General features: G+C 70.7%; 15 protein-coding genes. 5 read left to right on the top strand and 10 right to left on the bottom strand.

What is annotated here, in order from left to right; translation table 11 throughout:
- Nucleotides 1-106: 106 nt before the first annotated feature.
- Complete coding sequence (gene pncB, locus ACXYMW_RS11205; protein ID WP_459035406.1) at nucleotides 107-1,399, bottom strand: nicotinate phosphoribosyltransferase; 1,293 nt, start codon at nucleotides 1,397-1,399, stop codon at nucleotides 107-109.
- 58 nt (nucleotides 1,400-1,457) lie between these two features.
- Nucleotides 1,458-2,054, bottom strand: coding sequence for a bifunctional nicotinamidase/pyrazinamidase (gene pncA / locus ACXYMW_RS11200; RefSeq protein WP_459035405.1), 597 nt, complete (start codon nucleotides 2,052-2,054; stop codon nucleotides 1,458-1,460).
- Between the two features lie 571 nt (nucleotides 2,055-2,625).
- Here pncA and trhO point away from each other — a divergent pair.
- Nucleotides 2,626-3,543, top strand: coding sequence for an oxygen-dependent tRNA uridine(34) hydroxylase TrhO (gene trhO / locus ACXYMW_RS11195; RefSeq protein WP_459035404.1), 918 nt, complete (start codon nucleotides 2,626-2,628; stop codon nucleotides 3,541-3,543).
- A gap of 4 nt (nucleotides 3,544-3,547) precedes the next feature.
- Here the strand turns inward: trhO and tspO are convergent, their stop codons facing one another.
- From tspO to ACXYMW_RS11175, 4 genes are read right to left on the bottom strand one after another with little or no spacing between them, the layout of a single operon-like run.
- On the bottom strand, nucleotides 3,548-4,003 hold the full coding sequence (tspO, locus tag ACXYMW_RS11190) for a tryptophan-rich sensory protein TspO (protein ID WP_459035403.1): 456 nt from the start codon (nucleotides 4,001-4,003) through the stop codon (nucleotides 3,548-3,550).
- 47 nt (nucleotides 4,004-4,050) lie between these two features.
- Nucleotides 4,051-4,662 (bottom strand): Smr/MutS family protein, encoded by a 612-nt coding sequence (locus ACXYMW_RS11185; RefSeq protein WP_459035402.1) that lies wholly within the window; start codon nucleotides 4,660-4,662, stop codon nucleotides 4,051-4,053.
- Nucleotides 4,659-5,723, bottom strand: a complete 1,065-nt coding sequence (gene mltA / locus ACXYMW_RS11180) for a murein transglycosylase A (protein WP_459035401.1) — start codon at nucleotides 5,721-5,723, stop codon at nucleotides 4,659-4,661. Before mltA ends, ACXYMW_RS11185 begins: the two co-directional genes overlap by 4 nt.
- Nucleotides 5,720-6,382 carry a Tim44/TimA family putative adaptor protein gene (locus tag ACXYMW_RS11175; protein WP_459035400.1) on the bottom strand — a complete coding sequence of 221 codons (663 nt, stop codon included), beginning with the start codon at nucleotides 6,380-6,382 and terminating at the stop codon, nucleotides 5,720-5,722. Before ACXYMW_RS11175 ends, mltA begins: the two co-directional genes overlap by 4 nt.
- Before the next feature lie 103 nt (nucleotides 6,383-6,485).
- Here ACXYMW_RS11175 and ACXYMW_RS11170 point away from each other — a divergent pair, with 103 nt between their 5' ends.
- A complete protein-coding gene (locus tag ACXYMW_RS11170) occupies nucleotides 6,486-7,013 on the top strand; it encodes an FxsA family protein (RefSeq protein WP_459035399.1) in 528 nt (175 codons plus the stop codon).
- Nucleotides 7,014-7,068: 55 nt separating this feature from the next.
- A complete protein-coding gene (secB, locus tag ACXYMW_RS11165; RefSeq protein WP_459035398.1) occupies nucleotides 7,069-7,602 on the top strand; it encodes a protein-export chaperone SecB in 534 nt (177 codons plus the stop codon).
- A gap of 49 nt (nucleotides 7,603-7,651) precedes the next feature.
- Here secB and dnaQ read toward each other — a convergent pair whose 3' ends face one another.
- Genes dnaQ through ACXYMW_RS11145 form a run of 4 tightly spaced genes read right to left on the bottom strand, consistent with a single transcriptional unit; the run spans nucleotide 7,652 to nucleotide 10,353 of the window.
- A complete protein-coding gene (gene dnaQ / locus ACXYMW_RS11160) occupies nucleotides 7,652-8,344 on the bottom strand; it encodes a DNA polymerase III subunit epsilon (protein WP_459035397.1) in 693 nt (230 codons plus the stop codon).
- Entirely contained in the window at nucleotides 8,337-8,930 is a 594-nt protein-coding gene (coaE, locus tag ACXYMW_RS11155; protein WP_459035396.1) for a dephospho-CoA kinase, read from the bottom strand. The genes dnaQ and coaE overlap by 8 nt, the downstream gene beginning before the upstream one ends.
- Entirely contained in the window at nucleotides 8,927-9,757 is an 831-nt protein-coding gene (locus tag ACXYMW_RS11150) for a shikimate dehydrogenase (RefSeq protein ID WP_459035395.1), read from the bottom strand. The genes coaE and ACXYMW_RS11150 overlap by 4 nt, the downstream gene beginning before the upstream one ends.
- Entirely contained in the window at nucleotides 9,754-10,353 is a 600-nt protein-coding gene (locus ACXYMW_RS11145) for a Maf family protein (protein WP_459035394.1), read from the bottom strand. The genes ACXYMW_RS11150 and ACXYMW_RS11145 overlap by 4 nt, the downstream gene beginning before the upstream one ends.
- A 566-nt stretch (nucleotides 10,354-10,919) precedes the next feature.
- Here ACXYMW_RS11145 and rho point away from each other — a divergent pair.
- Nucleotides 10,920-12,191 (top strand): transcription termination factor Rho, encoded by a 1,272-nt coding sequence (rho, locus tag ACXYMW_RS11140; RefSeq protein WP_459035393.1) that lies wholly within the window; start codon nucleotides 10,920-10,922, stop codon nucleotides 12,189-12,191.
- A gap of 13 nt (nucleotides 12,192-12,204) precedes the next feature.
- Nucleotides 12,205-13,485, top strand: a complete 1,281-nt coding sequence (mnmE, locus tag ACXYMW_RS11135; RefSeq protein ID WP_459035392.1) for a tRNA uridine-5-carboxymethylaminomethyl(34) synthesis GTPase MnmE — start codon at nucleotides 12,205-12,207, stop codon at nucleotides 13,483-13,485.
- The last annotated feature ends 1 nt before the right edge of the window (nucleotide 13,486 follow it).

Raw genomic sequence — 13,486 nt, 5'->3', positions numbered from 1 at the left:
GGGCGGCCATGCGGTGCGCAGCTTCGGGCTGAAGCTCGGAGGGCGGGACCGAGGGGCCGGCCCCTCGGGCTCCCCGGGATATTACCGCTCAGAAGAAGGGGGCGGGTCAGACCTCGACGGCGAGGGGTTGCTGCGGGCCGACGTCGAAGACGCGCTTGTAGCGGGCGATCTCGCGCTGCGGGCCCATGGCCTTGTTGGGGTTGTCGGAGAGCTTGACGGTCGGGCGGCCCTCGGCGGCCACCGCCTTGCAGACGAGGCTGAAGGGCGCCAGCCGGTCGTCGGCGGTGAGGCCGCGGAAATCGTTGGTTAGCAGCGTGCCCCAGCCGAAGGAGAGCCGCACCCGTCCGGCGAACTGCGCGTGCAGGGCGTGGATCTTCTGCACGTCGAGCCCGTCGGAAAAGATGATCAGCTTGTGGCGCGGATCCTCGCCGCGGGCCTGCCACCAGGCGATCGCCGCCTCCGCGCCCTCGGCCGGGTCGCCGCTGTCGATGCGGATGCCGGTCCAGCTCGCCAGCCAGTCCGGGGCGCGGGCCAGGAAGCCCTCGGTGCCGTAGGTGTCGGGCAGGATGATGCGCAGGTTGCCGTCATGCTCCTCGTGCCAGTCGGCCAGCACCTCGTAGGGGGCGCGGGCCAGCGCCGCGTCGTCCTCGGCCAGCGCGGCATAGACCATCGGCAGTTCGTGGGCATTGGTGCCGATCGCCTCGAGGTCGCGGTTCTTGGCGATCAGGCAGTTCGAGGTGCCGACGAAGGACGCCCCCAGCCCCTCGATCATCGCCCGCACGCACCAATCCTGCCACAGGAAGGAATGCCGCCGCCGGGTGCCGAAATCGGCGATCCGCAGATCGGGGATGTCGCGCAGCGACTGGATCTTCTCCCAGAGCTTGGTCATCGCGCGGGCATAGAGCACCTGCAGCTCGAACCGGCCCATGTCGTGCAGCACGGCGCGGCCGCGCAGCTCCATCAGCACCGCGAGCGCCGGGATCTCCCACAGCATGACCTCGGGCCAGGCGCCCTCGAAGGTCAGCTCGTACTGGTCGCCGACCCGCTCCAGATGGTAGGGCGGCAGGCGCAGCCCCTCGAACCATTCCATGAAATCGGAGCGGAACATCTGCCGCTTGCCGTAGAAGGTGTTGCCGCGCAGCCAGGTCGATTCGCCGCGGGTCAGCGACAGCGAGCGGATGTGGTCGAGCTGTTCGCGCAGCTCGCCCTCGTCGATCAGGCGGGCCAGCGGCACATGGGTGGAGCGGTTGATCAGGCTGAAGGTGACGCGGGTGTCGGGCCGGTTGCGGAACACCGACTGGCACATCAGGAGCTTGTAGAAGTCGGTGTCGATCAGCGACCGCACGATCGGGTCGATCTTCCACTTGTGGTTCCAGACGCGGGTGGCGATGTCGACCAAGGCGGTTCTCCCTTCAACCGCCGGTGCTTAAAGCAAGCCGGCCGGGGCGTGGCAAGCGTCAGCCCGTGAGCGCCACGCCGGCCGCCGCCATCTCGCGCTCCGCCGCCGCCACCGATCCGTCGAGGTCGATGCCGCGGCAGAGGTCGCGGCGCACGGTGACCGCGAAGCCCAGCCGGGCGGCGTCGAGGGCCGAGAAGCGGACGCAGAAATCGGTGGCGAGACCCGCCAGGGTGAGGCGCTCGATGCCGCGGCCGCGCAGGTAGCCCTCGAGCCCGGTGGGCGTCACGCGGTCGTTCTCGAAGAAGGCCGAGTAGCTGTCGATGGCGCGGCGGAAGCCCTTGCGGATCACCAGATCGGCGCGGTCGGTCTCCAGCTCGGGATGGAAGGCGGCGCCGGGGCTGCCCTGGACGCAATGCGCGGGCCAGAGCACCTGCGAACCGTAGGGCATCTCCACGCTGTCGAAGGCGGCACGGCCGGGATGCCGGGCCGCGAAGGAGGTGTGGTCGGCCGGGTGCCAGTCCTGAGTCAGGACGACCGCCGGGGCCTCGGCCATCAGGGCGTTGATGCCGGGCACCACCGTGTCGCCGCCGGGCACCGCCAGCGCCCCGCCGGGACAGAAATCCGTCTGCACGTCGATGACGATCAGCGCCTGCATCGCGGTCTCCCTTGCGGTCTCGCCGGCTCGAGCCTGCGCCGGGGCGGGGGCGAATGGCAAGGTCGGGCGGCGGACTGCGCGGGCCGTTCGGCCGCATCGCAGGCGGTCTGCGGATCGCCGCGCCACGGGCCCGCGGTCGGGAGGCGTCTCGGCCAGGCCCGGACGCGCTGTGACCGGACATGCCGGGTGCGGAGCCGCGCCTCGACGGGCCGCGGCGCGGCGATCCTGACGGCGGAATCCATCGGTTTATCCCGCAAGGTCCGAAGAAGGTCGAAGCTGAGCGTCCAACCCAACCGGATCGCCGGGCCGGGGGGCGGCCCGGCGATGCGCGGCGGCCTGCGGCTGCTGTTTCGCGCGGGCCCAGGTTCTTGCGGGAGGTGGCGTTGCCGCCGGTCGAGATGCGCGGCGGTCGCGGATGATCGGCGGCAGGACCTGCTCGGCCCGACACGACTTCGCGGCGCCGAGGCCCTCCAACCGCGCCGCCGGGACGGCGTGCCACCGGCCCCTCCCCGCGCCACGAGCCCCCGCCCGGCCCTTGATCGGCGCCCGCGCGCTGCGTATCTCGACGGCCATGTTCCGCGTCGCCGCCCTCTACCGCTTCACCCGCTTCGACGACCCCGCCGCGCTGCGCCCGGGGCTCGAGGCGGCCTGCCGGGCCGGCGGCGTCACCGGCACGCTGATCCTCGCCCGCGAGGGCATCAACGGCACCATTGCCGGGCCGGCCCAAGGCCTCGACCGCGCCGTCGCGGCGATCCGCGCCCTGCCCGGCTGCGCCGCCATCGAGGTCAAGTATTCCGAGGCCGAGGCGCGCCCCTTCGCCCGCCTGAAGGTGCGGCTGAAATCCGAGATCGTCACCATGGGCCAGCCCGGGCTCGACCCCGAGCGCGCCGCCGGGACCTATGTCGCGCCGGCGGACTGGACCAAACTGGTGCGCGCCCCCGACGTCGCGGTGATCGACACCCGCAACGATTACGAGGTGGCGATCGGCAGCTTCAAGGGCGCCGTCGATCCGGGCACCCGCAGCTTCCGCGACTTCCCGGCCTGGTGGGAGGCCAATGGCCACCGCTTCGCCAACAAGAAGATCGCCATGTTCTGCACCGGCGGCATCCGTTGCGAGAAATCCACCGCCTACCTGCGCGCCCAGGGCGTCGAGGAGGTCTACCACCTGAAGGGCGGCATCCTGAAATATCTCGAGGAGGTGCCGGAGGCCGAGAGCGCCTGGCAGGGCGAGTGCTTCGTCTTCGACGGCCGGGTCTCGGTCGGCCACGGGCTCGTCGAGGGGCCGCACGGTCTGTGCCATGCCTGCCGGCGTCCGGTGGCGCCCGCGGATCGCGACCATCCCGATTACGAGGAGGGCGTGTCCTGCCCGGCCTGCATCGGCGAGACCGATGCGGCGGACAAGGCGCGGTTCCGCGAGCGCCAGCGCCAGATCGCCCTGGCCCGGGCCCGCGGCGAACGCCACCTGGCGGCCGATCCCGACCCGCAGTGAGGTCTCAGCCGGCCGGGTTGCGCCGCAGGATGGCGAGGTTCAGCGCGAAGGCGAGGCCGAGCCAGCCGAGATAGGGCAGGAGCAGCGCGCCGGCGACGGCGTCGAGCCGCCAGAAGACCGGCAGCGCCACGATCACCGCAGCGATCAGCGCGCCCAGCACGACGAGCCCGAGCCGGATCCGGTGTAGCCCGAAGAAGACCGGCGTCCAGAGCGTGTTGAGCGCGATCTGCAGCGCCCAGAGCGCCAGCGCCCATTGGCTGCCCGGCAGCGCCGCGACCCGGGCGGCGGCAGCGGCAATGGCCAGGTAGATCAGCGTCCAGGCCACCGGGAAGGCGCGGTCGGGCGGCGTCCAAGCCGGCTTGTCGAGACCGCGATACCAGGCGCCCGGCGAAAACAGCGCCCCGGTGGCCGCGGCGGCGCCGCAGGCTGCGAGAAACACGGGAAAGAACAGCCAGGCCATGGCCGCGAGCTAGCGGTGCGCGTCCCGGCTTCAAGCCCGCGCGGCGCTCAGCCCGGGCGGCGCAGATAGACGTAGAGCGCGCCGCTGCCGCCATGGCGCAGATGCGCCGGCACGACGTCGAGCACCACGGGGCCGAGCGGCGGCAGGCGCAGCCAATGCGGCACCTGCGCGCGCAAGACGCCGCGGCGCTGCGGCGCCGGGTCGTGCGGCGCATGGAGCGCCCCCTTGCCGGTGATCACCAGGACCAGCCGCAGGCCCCGCGACCGGGCGGTCAGGATGAACCCGATCAGCGCCGGATGCGCCTCGTCGAGGGTCATGCCGTGCAGGTCGATGCGGGCCTCGGGGCGCAGCTTGCCGCGCTTCAGCCGGGCATGCGCGCGCGCGTCCATCTTCGGCGCCGGAGCCGGCGGCGCGGCCGGCATGGCGGTGGAGGAGCGGCCGGACCTTGCCGCCTCGCCCAGGCGGAAGGGCCGCAGCGTCTCGCCGCCGGGATCGGCCGGCGGCGCCGGCGGCCAGGATGCGGCCCCGGCCTCCTGAGACGGTGGCGCCGCCGCCGGGGCGGGGTCGCGGCGGCGCTCGCGGCGGCCCAGCCGCCGGGTGCTCCGCGCCACCTCGGACCACAATTCCAGCTCCTCGGGCCGGGGGCGCCGTCCCTTCATTCCGCCAGATCCGGCAGCAGGCCGTAGGCCCGCTGGATCGGCAGCAGCACCACCATGCGGCCGGGATCGCGGAAGGTGCCGGCGCGCAGGCCGGCGGCATCGCCGGTGCCGACGAAGATGTCGGCGCGCTGCGCCCCCTTGATCGCCGAGCCGGTATCCTGCGCCACCATCAGCCGGCGCATCGGCTCGGCGCCGTCCTTCTCGATCCAGACCGGCGCGCCGAGCGGGGTGATCGCCGGATCCACGGCGACGCTGCGCAGCGGCGTGATCGAGCGGTTCATGGCGCCCAGCGGCCCCAGCTCGGGCGGCACCTCGCTGATCTCGCGGAAGAAGACGTAAGAGGGGTTGTGGAACAGCAGCTCCTCGCCCTCGACCGGGTTTTCGCGCACCCATTGCTTGATCACCTGGGCCGAGACCTGGTGCGGCTCGAAGGTGCCGCGGCGCACCAGTTCCTGGCCGATGGAGCGGTATTCGTGGCCGTTCTTGCCGGCATAGCCCACCCGCACCACCTGCCCGTCGGGATAGCGGATGCGCCCCGAGCCCTGGATCTGCAGGAAGAACAGCTCCACCGGGTCGGAAACCCAGGCGATCTCGAGCCCGCGCCCGACCATGGCGTCCCCGGTCAGGATGTCGCGGCGCGACAGCCAGGGCTGCGCCTCGAGCGCCTCCTCGGGCATGGCGTGGACGGGATGCGGATAATCCGGCGAGGGCTCCGGCGCGCCGTCGAGCTCGGGCTCGAAATAGCCGGTAAAGAGCGCGCCGCCGGCGCCGTCGGTGATCAGGACTGGGCGGAAGAACAGCTCGAAGAAGGTGCGGGCGGCGTCGCGGTGATCCGCCGCGGCGGCGCAGAGCGCCCGCCAGTCCGGGTCGTTCAGATCGCCGCAGGTGACGAGGAAGGCGTCGAGCGCGGCGGCATGGTCGTCCGCCGCCCAGCCGTCGAGATCGTCGAAGCCGAGGATGCGGTAGACCGGCCCGCCCACCGCCGGGCTGGCGCCCGAGGGACCGGCGGGACCGGCGGCCATCGCGAGGCCCAGCAGCGCCGCGCCGATCCGCCGGGTCATTCGCCGGTGGCGACCAGCTGCCAGTTCGGGTCCTCGGCCCCCATGGCGCGGGCGAAGGTCCAGCTGTCGCGCTGCTTCTTGACCTGGCCGGGAGCGCCCTCGACGATGTTGCCCTCGGCATCGCGCACCACCGAGGTCAGCTCGGCCACGTAGCGCACGGTGATCTCGCCGACGCTGTTCTCCTCGTCGAAGGTGGCCTGGGTCAGCTTGAGCTCCCGGACGCCGACGAATTCGGCCTCCACGATCAGCCCCTGTTCCTCGCGGGCGGCGATCACCTCGGCGAAGCTCTCGGCCACATCGGGGGTCAGGAAGGCGCGGATCTCGTCGAGATTGCCGCGCTCGAAGGCCATCAGGATCATCTCGTAGGCGGCCCGGGCGCCGCCGAGGAACTCGGCCACGCTGAACGACGGCTCGGCCTGCTTCATGCGCGCCAGCGCGCGCGCGCTGTCGCTGCCCTCGGGCACGTGGTCGACGATGTCGCGGTCGGGGCCGCCCTCGATGACCTCGAAGCCGCGGCGATCCGCCCGGCTCTGGCCCGGCTGCGGCGGCACCTGGGGCTTTTCGAAGCCCTCGCGGGTGCCGAGGACGTTCTTCAGCCTCAGGATCAGGAACACGGCAATGCCCGCCAGGACCAGAAGCTGCAGAATAGGGGAATTCATCGAGACCTCGCGTCGGGGTGCATGGAAAGAACCAGCCTGGCGACTTATGTAGGGTCTGGTCGCGGCCAAGTCTACCGGTCGCACCCGCAAGGAGGCTGTGCCCATGTGGTTGTTTGTGGCGTTTCTCACCGTGCCGCTCATCGAGATCGGTCTGTTCATCCAGATCGGCGGCCTGATCGGACTCTGGCCGACCCTCGGCATCGTGGTCCTGACGGCGATCCTGGGCACCTGGCTGGTGCGGACCCAGGGCGCCGGCGCGCTCGCCGACATCCGGCGTTCCTTTTCCGAACTCAACGACCCGACCGAGCCGATCGCCCACGGCGCGATGATCCTGGTGGCCGGCGCGCTGCTGCTGACCCCGGGCTTCTTCACCGATGCGGTGGGCTTCCTGCTGCTGATGCCGGGCGTCCGCCGCGCCGCGATGCGCAAGATCGGCGAGCGCGTGCGGGTGCGCCGCTTCGAGATGGGCGGGCAGACGGGCGGCCGGCCGAACCAGGGACAGCCGCACCGCCGCCCGGCCCCGGACCGGTCGGCCGCCAACCGCCCCGGCGACGTGATAGAGGGCGAATACCACGAAGTGCCCAGTGACAAGCGTCCCAACCATCCGGGATCGGGCTGGACGAAGCATTGAGGCGCCGCGGCGCGGCTGCTATTCCGGCGGGGACAGTTTTCAGGGAGCCCGCCGCATGAGCGATACCAGCACCAACCCGAACGGCGACGCCGCCGGCACCAACGCCCAGCAGGCGGACGCGCCGGCGATCAAGATGAACGTGCTCGCGCAGTTCATCCGCGACATGTCCTTCGAGAACATCCTGGCCCAGAAGGGCGTAAAGGGCGAGATGTCGCCGGACGTCCAGGTCATGGTCAATCTCGACGCCAAGAAGCGCACCGCCGAGAACCAGTACGAAGTCATCATGAAGCTGAAGGTCGATTCCAAGCAGAAGGGATCCGGCGACCAGCTCTTCCTGCTCGAGATCGACTATGCCGGCGTGTTCCAGATCGAGCACGTGCCCGAGAACCAGCTGCATCCCTTCCTGCTGATCGAATGCCCGCGCATGCTGTTCCCGTTCGTGCGCCGCATCGTCGCCGACGTCACCCGCGACGGGGGCTTCCCGCCGCTGAACCTCGAGACGATCGACTTCATCCAGCTCTATCGCAGCGAGATCCAGCGCCGCCAGCAGGCGCAGGCGGCCAGCGCCCAGCAGGCCGGCCAGGCCTGAGCCGCACCCGCGCCACCAGCTCCGACGACCGGCCGCGCGGCGGCCGGTCTCAGGCGAAGCGGCGCAAGACCGCTTCGGCGCCGAGGCGCTCCACGAAGGCGGCATGTGCGGCCTTCTCGGCGTCGCTGATCCGCGGCGGCAGCGGTTCGGGGCGGCGATAGGGCCGCCATTCCGGCTCGGCCGCCGCGCCGGCGCCGCGCCCCTGGCCCACCGACAGCCCGAAATCCGGCTGCTTGCCGCCGATCAGCTCCAGATAGACCTCGGCCAGAATCTCGGAATCGAGCAGCGCGCCGTGCAGCGTGCGCGCCGAATTGTCGATGCCGAAGCGCCGGCACAGCGCGTCGAGCGAGTTCTGCGCGCCGGGGAATTTCTGCCGCGCGATGGCCAGCGTGTCGACGGCGCGGTCCCACGGGATCGCCGGGCGTTTCAGCCAGCCCAGCTCGGCATTGAGGAACTTGATGTCGAAGGCGGCATTGTGGATCACCAGCTTGGCTTCGCCGATGAAATCCACGAAGGCCTGCGCGATGTCGGCGAAGAGCGGCTTGTCGCGCAGGAACGCATCGCCCAGCCCGTGCACCTCGAAGGCCTCCTGCGGCATGGCGCGCTGCGGGTTGATGTACTGGTGGTAGGTCTCGCCGGTGGGCATGTGGTTCCACAGCTCGACGGCGCCGATCTCCACGATCCGATCGCCGCTCTCCGGGTCGAAGCCGGTGGTTTCGGTGTCGAGGACGATCTCACGCATGTCCGGTCCGCTCCCTGATCGCGTGCAACACCTCTCGCACGCCGGCCCGCGCGGTCTCAAGGTCGGATGTGTCGATGACCCAGTCGGCGCGGGCGCGTTTCTCGGCATCGGGCATCTGCTTGGCGCGGATCGCCTCGAACGCCGCCGCGCTCATGCTGCCGCGGGCCAGCACCCGGGCGCGCTGGGTCGCGGCATCGGTGCTGACCACCGCCACGCCGTCCATCTCGGCCGCGCCCTCGGTCTCGAAGAGGAGCGGAATGTCGAACACCCCGATGCGCCCGGCCTGCGCCGCGGCGAAGGCCTCGCGGTCGGCGCGGACCAGCGGATGCACCAGCGCCTCGATCCGCGCCAGCAGGTCGGGATCGGCGGCGATGGCGGCGCGCAGGGCGGGCCGGGAGACCGCGCCGTCCCGCACCGCGGCGGGCGCCAGCGCCGCCATCGGAGCCACCGCCGCGCCGCCCGCTTCATAGAGCCGGTGCACCGCCGCGTCGGCGTCCCAGACCGCGCAGCCGGCCTCGGCGAACATCGCCGCGGTGGTCGACTTGCCCATGCCGATCGACCCGGTGAGCCCGAGCCGGAAGATCATGCCAGAACCGCCGCGCGCAGCTCCTCGTCGACCTCGGGACGGCGCCCGAACCAGCGCTCGAAGCCGGGCACGCCCTGGTGCAGCAGCATGCCGAGCCCATCCACCGCGACGGCGCCCTGCTCGCGTGCGACGCGCAGGAGCCGCGTCTCGAGCGGCGAATAGACCAGGTCGGTGACCACCTGGCCGGGGCGCAGCCCGTCCAGCGGCACGCGAAGCTCCGGCTGCCCCGACATGCCGAGCGAGGTCGTGTTGACCACCAGCGCGGCATCGTCGAGCGCGTTGCCGGCCTGCACCCAGTCGATCACCGTCAGGCGCGGGCCGAATGTGTCGCGCAGCGCCTCGGCGCGGCCGCGGCTGCGGTTGCAGAGCACGATCTCGGGCACCCCGGCATCGAGCAGGGAGACGACCACCGCGCGCGCCGCGCCGCCGGCGCCCAGAACCACCGCCGGCCCGGCCTCGGCGGACCAGTCCGGCGCGCCCTGGCGCAGGTTGGCGAGGAAGCCGTAGCCGTCGGTGTTGTCGCCGATCAGCGTGCCGTCGGGCCGGAAGGTCACCGTGTTGACCGCGCCGATCAGCGTCGCGCGGTCGGTCAGGCTGGCGCAGAGCGCCATCACCCGCTCCTTGTGCGGCAGCGTGACGTTGACGCCCGCGAAGCCCAGATCGGGCAGCATGGCGAGCGCCGCGCCCAGCTTGTCGGGCGCGATGTCGAGCGGCACGTAATGCCCCGGCAGGCCGTAGCGCCGCAACCAATGTCCATGCAGGCGCGGCGAGCGGGAATGGCCGATCGGGTGGCCGATCACGCCGGCCAGGGGGATACGCGCCGTCATCCGTCGAGATCTCCGCGCAGGGTGAGGAAGTTCAGCAGTTCGAGGAGCGGCAGGCCGAGGATGGTGAAGTGGTCGCCGCGGATCGCCGCGAAGAGCCGCACGCCCTCCTCCTCGAGCTTGTAGCCGCCCACCGACTCGCCGATGCCGGGCCAGGTCCGGTCGAGATAGCCTTCGAGCCAGGGATCGGAGATCGTCCGCATGGTCAGCCGCGCGGTGCCGACATGGCGCCAGATCGGCTCGCCGTCCTGCACCAGCACCGCCGCCGACAGAAGCGTGTGGGTGGCCCCCGACAGCCGCCGGATCTGGTCGCGCGCAGCGTCGCGGCTCTCGGGCTTGTTCAGGATCGCGCCGTCATGGGCAAGGATCTGGTCGCAGCCCAGCACCATCGCGCCCGGGGCGCGGTCCGAGACCTTGCGCGCCTTCATCTCAGCCAGCGCATCGGCGGTGTCGCGCGGCGAGGCCTCCTCGGCGGCGAGGCCGGCGCGGAGCGCCTCCTCGTCGATCCGCGCGGGATCGATTCGCAGCGGAACGCCGGCGCGGCGCAGCATGTCGGCGCGGATCGCGGAGCCGGAGGCGAGGACGAGAGGCAAAGACATGTGGATGGATCTGGTGACGACTGACCGGGCGATTGCCTCACGGTTCTGGGAGAAACCCCGGCGCGATGCAAGCCGCGCCGGATTCCGCGGATCCGTCCCGCCGCGGGACCGGGGTTTTGGGGGCAGGGGACGGGATAAGATCCGGCCTGTGGATCCCCGTCATTCCCATTCGGTTGCGCCCGCGCTTATCCCCAAGCCGCCGATACGGGGAAAAGCCTTATTTTGTGATATTTATCAGACCTTTGGCTTCCCGGAAGCCGCACCATGCCGGCCACACTCCGCAGAATTATCCACAGACGGGCGGGACGGGAGAAGATCTGAGCGGAACGCGTATCCACAGGATCCGGCCGGACCTACAATTCACTACAATTCCTTTTTTCTTGTTAATTTGAGAGTAGGAAGGCCCGGCCGGGCGCCAGGACGCGCCCCGGGCGCCGGTGAATTGACTTTCGCCAAGCCACCGGCTACGAGCCGAGACGCGCCTCCGTCCGGAGACCGCCTCTCACCTCGACCCAGTTCCCCCGAAGGACGTGACTGCGCCGGCAGCGGCGCGGAAGGAATGTCAGATGAACCTTGAGAAACTCAATCTCTCCGACCTGAAGGCGCAGAGCCCCAAGGCGCTCCTGGCGCTGGCCGAGGAGCTCGAGATCGAGAACGCCTCGACGATGCGCAAGGGCGAGATGATGTTCCAGATCCTGCGCGAACGCGCGGACGAGGGCTGGGACATCTACGGCGACGGCGTGCTCGAGGTGCTGCAGGACGGGTTCGGCTTCCTGCGCTCGCCCGAGGCGAACTACCTGCCGGGTCCGGACGACATCTACGTGTCGCCCGACATGATCCGGAAATACTCGCTGCGGACCGGCGACACGATCGAGGGCCAGATCAAGGCCCCCGAGGAGGCGGAGCGCTACTTCGCGCTGCAGGACGTCACCCAGATCAACTTCGAGGATCCGGACCGCGCCCGCCACACCATCGCCTTCGACAACCTGACGCCGCTCTATCCCGACGAGCGGCTGCGCATGGAGATCGAGGATCCGACGATCAAGGACCGCTCGGCCCGGATCATCGATCTGGTGGCGCCGATCGGCAAGGGCCAGCGGGCGCTGATCGTGGCGCCGCCTCGGACCGGCAAGACGGTGCTCTTGCAGAACATTGCGCATTCCATCGAGACCAACCATCCCGAGACCTACCTGATCGTGCTGCTGATCGACGAGCGGCCCGAGGAGGTCACCGACATGCAGCGCTCGGTGAAGGGCGAGGTGATCTCCTCGACCTTCGACGAACCGGCGACCCGGCACGTGGCGGTGTCCGAGATGGTGATCGAGAAAGCCAAGCGGCTCGTGGAACACAAACGAGATGTTGTGATCCTTCTCGACTCGATCACAAGACTTGGTAGGGCTTTCAACACCGTGGTGCCGTCCTCGGGCAAGGTGCTGACCGGCGGCGTCGATGCCAACGCGCTGCAGCGGCCGAAGCGCTTCTTCGGCGCCGCGCGCAATATCGAGGAGGGCGGATCGCTGACCATCATCGCGACCGCGCTGATCGATACCGGCAGCCGCATGGACGAGGTGATCTTCGAGGAGTTCAAGGGCACCGGCAACTCCGAGATCGTGCTCGACCGCAAGGTCGCCGACAAGCGCGTCTTCCCGGCCATCGACATCCTCAAATCCGGCACCCGGAAGGAGGATCTGCTGGTCGACAAGGGCGACCTGCAGAAGACCTTCGTGCTGCGCCGGATCCTGAACCCGATGGGCACCACCGATGCCGTCGAGTTCCTGCTGTCGAAGCTCAAGCAGACCAAGACGAATTCCGAATTCTTCGACTCGATGAATACCTGAGCGGAGGGCCGCCATGGACACGATCTTTGCCCTGGCCACCGCGCCGGGGAGAGCCGGCGTGGCCGTGGTGCGGGTCTCCGGGGCGGCCGCCTTCGCCGCCGCCGAACGGCTGGCCGGATCCGTGCCGGATCCGCGCCGGGCGTCGTTGCGGATCCTGACCGACGGGCAGGGGGTCCGGCTCGATCAGGCTTTGGTCCTGGCCTTTGCCGAGGGCGCCAGCTTCACCGGCGAACCGGTGGTGGAGTTCCAGCTGCATGGCAGCATCGCGGTGGTCCAGGCGGTCTTGCGGGCGCTGGCGGATCAGCCCGGGCTGCGCCATGCCGAGCCGGGCGAGTTCACCCGTCGGGCGCTGGAAAACGGCCGCATGGACCTCACCCAGGTGGAGGCGCTGGCGGATCTGATCGACGCCGAAACCGAGGCGCAGCGCCGTCAGGCGCTGACCGTGCTCGACGGCGCGCTGGGATCGCGCGTGGCGGAATGGCGGCGCGACCTTGTGCGCGCCGCGGCCTTGCTCGAGGCGGTGATGGATTTCGCCGATGACGACGTGCCGGACGACGTGAGCGACGAGGTCGCCGAACGGCTCGACCGGGTGCTGGCGGCGCTCGACCGCGAAAGCGCGGCCTCGTCCGCTGCCGAGCGCGTGCGGACCGGCTTCGAGGTCGCCATCGTCGGCGCGCCGAATGTCGGAAAGTCCACGCTTCTGAACGCTTTGGCGGGGCGCGACGCGGCGATCACGTCGGAGATCGCCGGCACCACCCGCGACGTGATCGAGGTCCGGATGGAGATCGCCGGGCTGGCGGTGACGCTGCTCGACACGGCCGGCCTGCGCGAGACCGAGGACCGGGTCGAGGCGATCGGCGTGGCCCGCGCCCGCGACCGCGCGGGCCAGGCCGACCTGCGGATCTTCCTCGGCTGGGACGAGAGCTACGACTCGCTGCGGCAGCCCGGCGACATCCGGCGCGGGGCCAAGGCGGATCTGTCCGGCGCGGCGGACGCGGTCTCGGGCCTGACCGGGCAGGGGCTCGACGCCCTGGTGGCGGAGATCGGCGCGGTGCTGGCGCAGCGCAGCAGCCAGGATGGCCTGCTGATCCGCGAACGCCACCGCGTGGCGATTTCCCGCGGGCGCGAGGCTTTGTCTCGGGCGCGGGCTCTGCTATCAGGCGGCGAGGGCCAGATCGATCTGGTGGCCGAGGAATTGCGCGCAACCCTGTGGGCGCTCGATTCGCTGATCGGCCGGGTCGATGCCGAAACCCTGCTGGATGAGATCTTCGCCAGTTTCTGCCTCGGCAAGTAGG

This window comes from Roseivivax sp. CAU 1761 (assembly GCF_054482755.1).
The sequence above is the reverse complement of the archived record's forward strand: the minus strand, read 5'-3'. Positions and strand labels throughout refer to the sequence as shown.

Coding starts and splice junctions, on each gene's coding strand:
- pncA (WP_459035405.1), bottom strand. CDS start 2,054: ATGCAGGCGCTGATCGTCATCGACGTGCAGACGGATTTCTGTCCCGGC.
- trhO (WP_459035404.1), top strand. CDS start 2,626: ATGTTCCGCGTCGCCGCCCTCTACCGCTTCACCCGCTTCGACGACCCC.
- tspO (WP_459035403.1), bottom strand. CDS start 4,003: ATGGCCTGGCTGTTCTTTCCCGTGTTTCTCGCAGCCTGCGGCGCCGCC.
- ACXYMW_RS11185 (WP_459035402.1), bottom strand. CDS start 4,662: ATGAAGGGACGGCGCCCCCGGCCCGAGGAGCTGGAATTGTGGTCCGAG.
- mltA (WP_459035401.1), bottom strand. CDS start 5,723: ATGACCCGGCGGATCGGCGCGGCGCTGCTGGGCCTCGCGATGGCCGCC.
- ACXYMW_RS11175 (WP_459035400.1), bottom strand. CDS start 6,382: ATGAATTCCCCTATTCTGCAGCTTCTGGTCCTGGCGGGCATTGCCGTG.
- ACXYMW_RS11170 (WP_459035399.1), top strand. CDS start 6,486: ATGTGGTTGTTTGTGGCGTTTCTCACCGTGCCGCTCATCGAGATCGGT.
- secB (WP_459035398.1), top strand. CDS start 7,069: ATGAGCGATACCAGCACCAACCCGAACGGCGACGCCGCCGGCACCAAC.
- dnaQ (WP_459035397.1), bottom strand. CDS start 8,344: ATGCGTGAGATCGTCCTCGACACCGAAACCACCGGCTTCGACCCGGAG.
- coaE (WP_459035396.1), bottom strand. CDS start 8,930: ATGATCTTCCGGCTCGGGCTCACCGGGTCGATCGGCATGGGCAAGTCG.
- ACXYMW_RS11150 (WP_459035395.1), bottom strand. CDS start 9,757: ATGACGGCGCGTATCCCCCTGGCCGGCGTGATCGGCCACCCGATCGGC.
- ACXYMW_RS11145 (WP_459035394.1), bottom strand. CDS start 10,353: ATGTCTTTGCCTCTCGTCCTCGCCTCCGGCTCCGCGATCCGCGCCGAC.
- rho (WP_459035393.1), top strand. CDS start 10,920: ATGAACCTTGAGAAACTCAATCTCTCCGACCTGAAGGCGCAGAGCCCC.
- mnmE (WP_459035392.1), top strand. CDS start 12,205: ATGGACACGATCTTTGCCCTGGCCACCGCGCCGGGGAGAGCCGGCGTG.